Source organism: Arsukibacterium sp. (assembly GCF_041616895.1).
Classification (GTDB): Bacteria; Pseudomonadota; Gammaproteobacteria; order Enterobacterales; family Alteromonadaceae; genus Alishewanella.
The window spans coordinates 1-10,226 of sequence record NZ_JBFJPY010000109.1 but is presented as its reverse complement, the minus strand read 5'-3'; the positions used below and the strand labels follow the sequence as shown (position 1 = coordinate 10,226).

15 protein-coding genes and 1 pseudogene are annotated in these 10,226 nt (G+C 46.4%); 9 read left to right on the top strand and 7 right to left on the bottom strand.

Features of this window, described 5'->3' with window-relative positions; genetic code table 11:
- Both ABY802_RS14475 and gloA read right to left on the bottom strand, forming a co-directional pair.
- Positions 1–183: pseudogene (locus tag ABY802_RS14475) on the bottom strand (hypothetical protein); the annotation flags it as partial.
- 15 nt (positions 184–198) lie between these two features.
- The gene (gloA, locus tag ABY802_RS14470) at positions 199–600 is read right to left on the bottom strand and encodes a lactoylglutathione lyase (protein WP_372627837.1); all 402 of its coding nucleotides are present in this window, start codon (positions 598–600) and stop codon (positions 199–201) included.
- A 172-nt stretch (positions 601–772) separates the two neighbouring features.
- Here gloA and ABY802_RS14465 point away from each other — a divergent pair, with 172 nt between their 5' ends.
- The 7 genes from ABY802_RS14465 to ABY802_RS14435 all read left to right on the top strand — a co-directional run bounded on the left by ABY802_RS14465 (position 773) and on the right by ABY802_RS14435 (position 6,569).
- Complete coding sequence (locus ABY802_RS14465) at positions 773–1,177, top strand: hypothetical protein (protein WP_372627836.1); 405 nt, start codon at positions 773–775, stop codon at positions 1,175–1,177.
- A gap of 108 nt (positions 1,178–1,285) precedes the next feature.
- Positions 1,286–1,609, top strand: a complete 324-nt coding sequence (locus tag ABY802_RS14460; RefSeq protein ID WP_372627835.1) for a hypothetical protein — start codon at positions 1,286–1,288, stop codon at positions 1,607–1,609.
- Complete coding sequence (locus ABY802_RS14455; protein ID WP_372627833.1) at positions 1,609–3,036, top strand: TolC family protein; 1,428 nt, start codon at positions 1,609–1,611, stop codon at positions 3,034–3,036. The genes ABY802_RS14460 and ABY802_RS14455 overlap by 1 nt, the downstream gene beginning before the upstream one ends.
- Before the next feature lie 9 nt (positions 3,037–3,045).
- On the top strand, positions 3,046–4,461 hold the full coding sequence (locus tag ABY802_RS14450) for a multicopper oxidase family protein (protein ID WP_372627832.1): 1,416 nt from the start codon (positions 3,046–3,048) through the stop codon (positions 4,459–4,461).
- Between the two features lie 13 nt (positions 4,462–4,474).
- Positions 4,475–4,831: a copper-binding protein gene (locus ABY802_RS14445; protein ID WP_372627831.1), complete on the top strand. Its 357-nt coding sequence runs from the start codon at positions 4,475–4,477 to the stop codon at positions 4,829–4,831.
- A gap of 36 nt (positions 4,832–4,867) precedes the next feature.
- Positions 4,868–5,662, top strand: a complete 795-nt coding sequence (locus tag ABY802_RS14440) for a copper resistance protein CopC (protein ID WP_372627830.1) — start codon at positions 4,868–4,870, stop codon at positions 5,660–5,662.
- A gap of 43 nt (positions 5,663–5,705) precedes the next feature.
- Positions 5,706–6,569 carry a copper resistance D family protein gene (locus ABY802_RS14435; RefSeq protein WP_372627829.1) on the top strand — a complete coding sequence of 288 codons (864 nt, stop codon included), beginning with the start codon at positions 5,706–5,708 and terminating at the stop codon, positions 6,567–6,569.
- 81 nt (positions 6,570–6,650) lie between these two features.
- On the opposite strand, the gene ABY802_RS14430 is transcribed toward ABY802_RS14435, so the two are convergent.
- Positions 6,651–6,743, bottom strand: coding sequence for a hypothetical protein (locus ABY802_RS14430; protein WP_372627828.1), 93 nt, complete (start codon positions 6,741–6,743; stop codon positions 6,651–6,653).
- Positions 6,744–6,876: 133 nt separating this feature from the next.
- Between ABY802_RS14430 and ABY802_RS14425 the strand changes: the two genes are divergently transcribed.
- Positions 6,877–7,050 carry a hypothetical protein gene (locus ABY802_RS14425; protein ID WP_372627827.1) on the top strand — a complete coding sequence of 58 codons (174 nt, stop codon included), beginning with the start codon at positions 6,877–6,879 and terminating at the stop codon, positions 7,048–7,050.
- Complete coding sequence (locus ABY802_RS14420) at positions 7,047–7,601, top strand: GNAT family N-acetyltransferase (protein WP_372627826.1); 555 nt, start codon at positions 7,047–7,049, stop codon at positions 7,599–7,601. The genes ABY802_RS14425 and ABY802_RS14420 overlap by 4 nt, the downstream gene beginning before the upstream one ends.
- 119 nt (positions 7,602–7,720) lie before the next feature.
- On the opposite strand, the gene nth is transcribed toward ABY802_RS14420, so the two are convergent.
- The 4 genes from nth to ABY802_RS14400 form a co-directional block, all read right to left on the bottom strand.
- Entirely contained in the window at positions 7,721–8,353 is a 633-nt protein-coding gene (gene nth / locus ABY802_RS14415; protein ID WP_372627825.1) for an endonuclease III, read from the bottom strand.
- 14 nt (positions 8,354–8,367) lie between these two features.
- Positions 8,368–9,072 (bottom strand): electron transport complex subunit E, encoded by a 705-nt coding sequence (locus ABY802_RS14410; RefSeq protein ID WP_372627824.1) that lies wholly within the window; start codon positions 9,070–9,072, stop codon positions 8,368–8,370.
- Positions 9,069–9,701, bottom strand: a complete 633-nt coding sequence (gene rsxG / locus ABY802_RS14405; protein ID WP_372627823.1) for an electron transport complex subunit RsxG — start codon at positions 9,699–9,701, stop codon at positions 9,069–9,071. Before rsxG ends, ABY802_RS14410 begins: the two co-directional genes overlap by 4 nt.
- A partial coding sequence (locus ABY802_RS14400; RefSeq protein WP_372627822.1) for an RnfABCDGE type electron transport complex subunit D occupies positions 9,698–10,226 on the bottom strand: 529 nt, incomplete at its 5' end. The genes ABY802_RS14400 and rsxG, both read right to left, overlap by 4 nt.

Sequence of the window (10,226 nt, the reverse complement as noted above, 5' to 3'; positions counted from 1 at the left end):
CAGTGCGTGCGCTTTTGCATCGGCATTAAACAAGGTTTGCTTGATCATCGCTACCGAGGTTAATACTTCATTTTCGGCTTTTTCAAAGATGGCCAGTTCGGTTATAAACTGCAAAATGGTGGCGGCATCTTCAACCGTCGCCGCTCTGACCCGAAGTTCTGAAGTGTTTGTGCTATCGGTCATGTTTACTCCACGTGTTTACAAAGTATCGTATTTGGTTTTCTTCTGAATAAGCTCGATGGCATAGTTATCCGGATCCCGGACAAAAGCGATTTCTGTGCTGCCGCCTTTTACGGGACCAGGCTCGCGGCTTATCACACCACCTTTAGTGCGTATTTTATCGCAAGCCTCATATACATTGTCCACTTCCAGCGCGATATGACCATAAGCATTGCCTAAGTCGTAGCTGTCTTTGTCCCAATTGTAAGTCAGCTCAAGCACCGTGTGCTCGCTTTCATCACCATATCCAACAAATGCCAAGGTGTATTTATATTCGGTATTGTCAGACTGGCGCAGCAGTTTCATCCCCAGTACGTCGGTGTAAAAGGCAATCGATTTTTCCAGGTTACCCACGCGTAGCATGGTATGTAGCATTCTCATACAAACTCCTATTCGGCTTTGTCTTTGTACTCACAAAATCTTCAATAATACAGCTGCAATAATGTCGTTAACGCGCCACGCAGGTATTTTTCATTCACTGCCAGTTTAGCGCTGTTTGAACTTTAAAGCATACTGACTTATCATACTTAGATAATGCTATTTCGGATGACGCATGCGCTCAGGTAATTTGTTTATCATGGCACTCTGCTTACTGTTCTTGTTAAAAGGAACGGGCGTGTATGCTATGGTTCATTGCCAAAGTCAGCAACATCACCAACACCCAATAGTATTAGATGCCATGGCTGAGCAGAAGTCATCTGCCAATCATCATCACTCTGCAACAGATGCTGTCGACACGCCATCAAACAAAATCGTTAGTAACACAGCAGGATATACCTATTTAGCCAGTGCCGAGCCTTGCGAGGCCTGTGACCATTGCTGCTCAATTCATTGTGTGCCTTTACCATTGGTATCCGAAACAACAGACATAGCTTGTCTTGAAAAAGCTCTGCAAAATACCTATTTTCACACTACCGGTATCGTCTTACCGCAAGAACGCCCCCCCAAGACCCTATAACTCTGTTATTTCGCCCCGCAATTACTGATGAATTGCTTAGCGGCCATGCTGGTTCGCTTACATTATTTGTTTTTGCATCATGCAGTTAATTTTATTGAGGATAGCGATATGAATAAAAGCATTACCACAAAAGGGTTAGCTGTCGCTGGGTTTTGGTTCTTCAGCATTTTTGCTACGGATTGCCTGATAGCCAGCGAGCTCACTATACCGGCGTCATTGCTCGATGATAAAGCGCTAACAGCGCCACTTTATATTCCGGTTACCCCACAGCAAATAAAGGTTCCTGTTGTTAGCAACTGGACAGACGTTAATCAACGGGTCCATGACATTGGCGGCTGGATGTTTTATGCCTCTGAAGGGGCAATGGACCACGAGCAGCACAAGCAGCCTCAGCAACCTGAGCCCAAAACTCATCAGCATGAGGGCCACTAATGATGTCAATACCCCTAAAAAAGCGTGCTAATACATCGGTAGTTAAACTGGCTGCTATAACCACACTATTAGCCAGCTTAACAGCCTGTGCTGTTAATCCAGGCGACCCAATAACTATGGTGCAAGCTGACATTGCGGCTATTAACCCAACTCAGCTGCAACGCATTGAGGACGATGCGCAACAACAGCAAATAAGACAACAAGTACAGGCGTTATTGCTGCAACCTTTAACATTAGATATCGCAGTAGAAGTCGCCGTACTGAATAATAAAACATTACAGGCCGAGCTCTTTGCGCTGGGTGTATCGGCTGCGCAACTGCAACAGGCGTCGCAGCTACCCAACCCGGCTATTATGCTTACCCGTAATGTGTCAGATGGCAATTATGCTACCGAATTAGAGTTTGGTTTTAATATCCTGTTGCTGCTGACTCTGCCAAAGGTGCGCCAGTTAGAAACCAACCTATTTGCCCAGGCTCGTTTAACAAGCGCGCAGCGTATTGCCAGTATCATTGCCGATACCCGCTATGCGTACTTCAATGCCGTCGCGGCGCAAGAGGTGCTGCATTATATTGAGCAGGTGTATACCACTACTGAAGCCGGGGCTGAGCTGGCAAAACGCATGCTGCAATCTGGCAATTTCAGTAAATTAGATTACTTGCGTGAACAAGCTTTGCTAACGGAAGCCACGCTTAATCTGGTTAAAGCGCGACAGTTAGCTTACAGCAGCAAAGAAACACTAAAGCAACAATTAGGGCTGTGGCAAGAGTCAGAGCATTTTAACTTGCCACATCGTTTACCCGAAGTTCCGGCCCAGTTGACTGAATGGCGCAGTGTTGTGCAAGGAGGCTTAGACCAGCGGCTGGATATCAGACTGGCAAAATTAAAGCTGGCGTTTATTGCACAAAGCGCGGGCCTTACCAACGCAACCCGGTTTATTAACGCGTTTGAATTAGAGGTCGGTGGCAATTTGCAGGATAGCTCAGAAAGAAGCTATAAAGCCGTACTGGAGTTGCCGCTGTTTGATTGGGGTAGCTATCGGGTAAAAAAAGCAGAGTATCAATATCAACAAGCGTTTAATGATGCTTTTGCTGCTGGCGTGAAGGCACGTTCAGAATTAAGAACAAGCTATCATGACTATGCCTCTGGCCACGAGTTGGCGCTGCATTACAAAAATGCCATGTTGCCGATCCAACAACAAATCGCCGAAGAAAATCAGCTGCGCTATAACGGGATGTTTATCAGCGTATTTGAGCTAATTGCTGATGCACGCAATCAAATTAATGCGGTAACCGGTTATGTTAATGCCACCCGGGATTTTTGGTTGGCAAAGTCGCAATTAGATATGGTTATGATGGGTGTATCTGTCACCAAACCAGAGAGTACCGAACTGCAATCTGTTAGCGTAGCTACTGGCGCTGGCCATTAAGGAATCATTATGTTTTCTCGTCGTGAACTATTAAAAAGTATCGGTGCGCTGACGGCAGGTGTCGGTGTCGCTGCGGTTAGTCGCTCTGCCCTGGCAGGGATCCCCGAAGTGGTTAGCCAGCACTCTGCCGATACAATGGCGCCTTTGCAACCTTCGTCAGGCCGGCCTTACAATCCGGTTGTTACCCTTAATGGCTGGACCTTGCCCTGGCGCATGAATAATGGCGTTAAAGAGTTTCATCTGGTGGCTGAACCGGTTGTCAGAGAAATCGCGCCTGGGATGAAAGCGCATTTATGGGGTTATAACGGTCAGTCGCCAGGGCCAACCATTGAAGTGGTGGAAGGCGATAGAGTGAGGATTTTTGTCACCAATAAGCTACCTGAGCACACCTCTATTCATTGGCATGGCCAGCGTTTACCGAATGGTATGGACGGTGTGGCGGGGTTGAATCAACCCGCTATTCCAGTGGGCAAAACCTATGTTTATGAATTTGTTGCCAGGCGTCCGGGCACCTTTATGTACCACCCGCACGCTGATGAGATGGTGCAGATGGCGATGGGCATGATGGGGTTCTGGGTAACCCATCCAAAAGAGGCGCATCCACATATTGAAGAGGTGGACCGTGACTTTGTGTTTCTGCTTAATGCGTACGACATCGAACCTGGCGCCTATACCCCAAAAATTATGACCATGCTGGATTTTAATCTTTGGACCTGGAATAGCCGGGCCTTTCCGGGCATTGACCCATTGGTGGTGCGTAAAAACGATAAAGTGCGCATTCGAATTGGTAATCTGACGATGACCAACCACCCAATTCATATTCATGGCCATGAGTTTGCCGTAACTGGCACGGATGGTGGGCCAACGCCACCAGGCAGTCGCTGGCCGGAAGTCACTACCGACATAGCGGTTGGCCAAATGCGTCAAATTGAATTTATTGCTGATGAAGTGGGGGATTGGGCGTTTCATTGTCATAAGTCACATCATACGATGAACGCGATGGGCCATGATGTGCCAACCATGATAGGCGTTGACCATCGCGGTATGACCAAAAAAATCCAGACCTTGGTGCCTGACTATATGGTTATGGGCGAACGCGGTATGGCCGATATGACCGAAATGACCATGCCATTGCCGGAGAACACGTTACCGATGATGAGCGGTGACGGCCCTTTTGGTTCGGTAGAGATGGGCGGCATGTTTAGTGTAGTGAAAGTAAGGGAAGATCAGGCGCCAAACGATTATTCAGACCCGGGTTGGTTTAACCATCCCGAGGGGACTGTTGCCCGCGAATGGACCGGCGATATTGCTCAGCCCAAACGTTCTAACGAGCATGGGGGGCAGCTAATGCCGCTGGAGCAACCTCAGACAAAAGATTTAGAAGTAAAAGTGCGTAAACCTCAAACCCATAACGGGCATAATTAACAACGACAGGTGAATGATGAAAGCATTAAAAATGAGTATGTTAATGGTAGTAGGCGGTATTACCTTAGCCGTATTAGCCATGCCATCTGCGGTGGCACAAGAAACGCACTCTCATCAGCATAAAAGCGAAGAAGTTCAAACAGCATCTGATGAGATGACCACAGCTGTTATTCGTAAACTGGATAGTGAATATGGCAAAATCACCCTAAAGCATGAAGCAATAAAAAGCCTCGGCATGCCTGGTATGACCATGGTTTTTCAGATTGAAGATAAGACCTTGTTTGACGGCTTAAGCCAAGGTGATAACGTGCGCTTTAAAGTGGAAAAGAAAGGTACGGCATTTGTGATAATGGCTATCGAGAAAATATAGCACTGCTGATTTTAAAGATGTTAAGGATATTAAATAATGAAAAATATTAATTTTGCCAACGGTAGCGCGATATTTTTTGCGGTACTGCTGACGTTAGCAATGACCACAAAAAGTTGGGCGCATACCAGTCTCAAATCATCTGTGCCGGCCAATGGGCAGACGGTGGCTGAAGTAAGCCAGCTCAGCCTGGAATTTGGTGCACCGCTGCGCTTGATGAATGTTTCGTTAACTGATGCGGCAAATAAAGATATTGCACTGGATTTTAAACGTTCAGTGGCTGCTCAATCCCGTTTTGTTGTAGCCACCCATGCTGCGCTGCCAGCGTCATCGTATCAAGTTTCCTGGATGGGCATGGGGGATGATGGACATAAACTAGAAGGTGAATTTAGTTTCGTTGTTGATCCTAATGCAGTTACTTTGACCGCATCTTCGAGTGCAAAGCCTGAGATTTCGCTGTTTAGTGGGCTGCAACACCCTGCGGCTAAAGCGGTATTGGATTTCCATGCTGCACTAAAAACCGGGGACACCGACGCGGTAATTCGTTTACTGGCCAGTGATGTGGTTATTTTTGAAGGCGGTAGCGTAGAGCGGTCACGAGCTGAATATCAGAGCCACCATATGGCAGCAGATATCGCGTTTTTAAAAGCGATGTCAATTGAATCTGTGGAGCATCATGTGGTGGTACAAGGTGATAGCGCCTTGTCACTGGCGCGCTCGAAAGTCAGCGGCCAGTATAAAGGTAAGTCTATTGCTCATACCGGCATGGAAACCATTACGTTGCAGCAACGTAACGGTAACTGGCAAATCACCCATATTCATTGGTCGAAATAAGTTATGGAGCAGAGGAGGGCTCGGCGCTCCTTGAAGGTGCATTGTGGATATCACTAATCTTATTACCTGGTTGGCCAGAGTGTTAACTTACGTTGCCACCGCAGGGGTGGTGGGTGGCTATTTCATTTGGCAGTTAACGCGGTTTCATGCCACGGTGTTGCGCTGGTTACGATGTTATATCACTGTTTGCGCGGCGTTAGGCATTGCTGCTGTGCTACTGGCTTTTTCAACTCAATTACTAATGTTTAGTGGCCAGGGCTTAGCGGGTTTTTACGACTGGGAGCTTTACACCATACTGCTGTCGGGTAAGCCAGGTTTCAGCTGGGGCTTGGCGCTGGCCGGATTTAGCAGTGGTATATTGGCGATGTTATTTTGCGGGAAAAGCAAACTTAGCACCTTGTTAATGTTGCTGGGGGCTAGCGCTATTTTGCTGTCATTTACCTTTACCGGGCATCTGGTGAGCACCCCCTGGTATGGTAAATTCGCATTGCTGTTGCATTTGTTGGCGATATCCCTGTGGCTGGGCTCATTGCTGCCGCTGTGGCATCTTACCCGCAGAGCTAAAACCGAACTACTAGCAAGCGTTATGACTAACTTTGGTAAGTTGGCCATGGTTTTTGTGGGTGTGTTATTGGTTATGGGTGTGGTTATGCTGCAAATGTTGCTGGGAGATTTACGTCTGCTATGGCAAACAGCCTACGGTCAAACGATGTTAATCAAATTAACTATGGTGACATTGCTGCTTGGGCTGGGTGCGACTAATAAGCTATGGTTGGTACCGCAACTGGCAAAGCCTGAAGTTGTTAAACGTCTCAGAGCCGTTATTGGTGTAGAAATGCTTGTCGGTTTGTTGGTACTGGCAAGTACTGCCTGGGCAACAGTGGTAGTGGGTTTAGATATGTCCTAATCTTATCGTCATGAACCCTGTAGTTGTCACATTAAGCGTTCAACGTATCAACATTAGCAATATCAAGCTCAGCCGTTACTGCTATTTCGTTTTATCTTTAAACGCACACAAGTCTTCAATAAGACAACTACCACAGCGCGGCTTGCGGGCGATACAGGTATAGCGGTCGTGCACTAGGCTTGATTTTTTTAAAACTTAATAAGCAACAGGTGAGGCTTTATCGTAACTTTGAGTTACAAAGTTTATCTGGGTAATCATACGATCCTGTGCTGTAGTAAACGTTGATTACAAAGAAAGGGAGTTAAGTATGAAAGAGGGCATTGCTGAGCTAAAAGGTGAATTCCAAGCAAGACTTTTATTTTGGAATAATATAAAAAGTAAAAAAATTAAAGCCTTACTAATATTATTTTGTTTTGGTTTAATTGGACTAAAAATTTTCACCACTCTTTTAACTTTCGATTGGCTTGCAGGGTTAGTATGAGCGTCACTTTTAGCCCACTTAATAAACACGATGTTAACTTTTCAAAATCTATAGACCTATTTTTTGAAGCTTTTCCTAAAGTTCAACGTCTACCTGCGTGGGTTGTCAAATGCAGAATGAGAAATGGAAAGAATGGGTTTGATGTTATCTATGATGAAAATAAATGGATTGGATTTATCTTCACTAAGAAGTATAAAGATATTGTATCTGTAAAGTTTTTTGCGATATCTGAATTGCTCCGTTCAAGTGGCTACGGCAGCAAAGTAATGGCTTGTTTGAACGAAAAGTATTCGGACAAAAGAATTGTACTAACTATTGAAGAACTTGATGAGCAGGAAGAAAACTATCAACAAAGAGTTAAGCGCAAAGCATTCTACGAAAAAAATGGCTTCAATTCTACAGGGTTTATTATAAGAGAGCCTGCTGAGCGACAAGAAGTGCTTATCTGTGGTGGTACTACATCGAAAGAAGAAATAGAAGCAATGAATAGACACTTTTTAGGGGGTTTATTGTTTTCTTTACTAAAAATTGAAGTCTTAAAAATTGAATAAGAATATCTTCATTAAAGTTTAAACGGTTAGCCATTGATAGTTGTAGTGCAATAAAAGCATCGGTTTATAGTTAATTTAAAGAATTGTTGTAATTTTTATTGGCTCAAAAAAGAAAATCATTACTCGGTCTTATCTTTAAACTCACACAAGTCTTCAATAATACAACCACCACAACGCGGCTTACGTGCGACACAGGTATAGCGGCCGTGCAGAATAAGCCAGTGGTGTACATCGAGTTTAAATTCGGCTGGTACCACTTTAAGCAGCTTGTGCTCAACCTCGTCGACATTCTTACCCATAGCAAGTTTTGTGCGGTTTGAAACGCGGAAAATATGGGTATCTACTGCTATGGTAGGCCAGCCGAAGGCGGTATTAAGCACCACATTGGCGGTTTTGCGGCCGACGCCGGGCAGGGCTTCTAACGCTTCGCGGTTTTCTGGTACTTCGCCGCCGTGTTGCTCTACTAATATACGGCAGGTTTTTATCACGTTTTCGGCTTTGGTATTAAACAAACCGATGGTTTTAATGTAGTGCTTTACCCCGTCAACACCTAAATCCAGCATTTGCTGCGGCGTGCGGGCAACCGGGAAAAACTGTTTAGTGGCTTTATTTACCCCAACATCGGTGGCCTGAGCCGATAACAGCACGGCGATGAGCAGTTCAAAAGGGGAGCTGTACTCCAATTCTGTAGTCGGGGTTGGGTTAGCCGCCCGCAAGCGACTGAGCATTTCAATTCTTTTTTGTTTATTCACACTACCAGACCTTTTTACTGCGCGGCGCCAGTTACCCTGGCCCGGGTAATGCCCACGGCCTGACTCTGGCGTTGTTGTAATTTGGCATCAATCATATTTTTCAGAGCAATTAACAAACCCATGCCAATAAAAGCTCCTGGCGGCAACAGGGCCAGCAGAAACTGAGTATCAAGCGCAAATAATTCGATGCGCAGGCTGGCAGCCCAGTCGCCCAACAACAAATCGGCACCATCAAATAAGGTACCCTGACCCAGTATTTCCCGCATTGCGCCTAATACCACGAGCACCAGCATAAAACCCAGGCCCATCATTAGTGCATCAATAGCGGCAGGCAATACTGCATTCTTGGAGGCAAAGGCTTCAGCCCGGCCGATAATGGCGCAGTTGGTCACAATAAGCGGAATAAAAATGCCCAGCGACTGGTATAAGCCAAAGGTGTAGGCATTCATCAGCAACTGAATAACGGTAACAAAGCTGGCGATAATAAGCACAAAAACCGGAATACGGATTTCAGAGGGCACCACATTTCGGACCAGTGACACCACTATGTTGGAGCCAAGTAACACCAGTAAGGTGGCAAAGCCGAGGCCCAGCGCATTGGTCACCGTGCCGGTCACTGCCAATAGCGGGCATAAACCAAGAAGCTGTACCAGGCCAGGGTTGTTTCGCCATAGCCCTTGTACCGTCAGCTCCCGGATACTGTTTGGGTTATCACTCATTGGTTTGCTCCGCAATTTGCTGGCCTGCTGGCAAGTTCGGGATGCTGTCGTACCAGCAGCCCGACCTTATAAATGGCATCGACCACAGCTCTTGGTGTAATCGTAGCACCAGTGAACTGGTCAAACTGACCACCGTCTTTTTTTACCGCCCAGGCAGACTCATTCTCACCCGTGATCTGTTTATTGCTGAAACTTTCAATCCAGGATGAGCGGCGCCGCTCAATTTTATCGCCAAGCCCCGGCGTCTCCTGATGATTCAGTACCCGGCTACCCAGCACGGTGCCATCGGGCTGTATTGCTACAATTAAATCAATATTACCGCTGTAACCGTCTGGCGCGGTGGTTTCAACAACAAAGGCGCTAACACTGTCACCACTTCGCAAACGGTAGACCGATTGCGGCGTGGGCCGGCCCAATAACGGCGGGTTAGTCACCAGAATACAATCGGCCAGCAAGGCTGCATTGGCACTACTTTGGGGTAACACTTCATTTAAAATAGCCAATTTGCTGGCTAATTGTTGCTCGGCAATTTTGGGCTGGGCCAGCTGGTTTACCAAACCCAGAATTGCAACACATACTAATGCTACCAGGGCCAGCAATAGCGCATTTTTTGATATCGGCTGGATCATTCACCGGCTCCTTTCGCTTTATGGCCATAAGTGCGGGGACGGGTATAGTAATCAATCAATGGTACAGCCATATTTGCTAGCAGCACGGCAAAAGCGACACCATCAGGGTAACCACCGTATTTGCGAATGATAAATATCATCAACCCAATAAAAATACCGTACAGGATTCGACCCTTATTAGTGGTTGATGCCGAAACCGGATCGGTGGCAATAAAAAAGGCTGCCAACATGGTCGCCCCGGAAAATAACTGAAACAACGGGCTTGGATTGGTATCGGAGGCTGCCAACCAGCTTAGCAGGCTGATTGCAAATAAACTGCCTAATACCGCAACCGGAATTCGCCAGCCAATCACCCGCAGTTTTATCAGCGCTAAACCGCCAGCCAGATAGGCCAGATTTACCCAAAGCCAGCCAGCACCAGCAATGCCATAGAATATCGGTTGCTCAAGACTTTCGGTTAAAGTTTTGCCAGAAGCCAGATCAGTGCGGATGGTATCCAGCGGCGTTGCCATGGAAATACCGTCT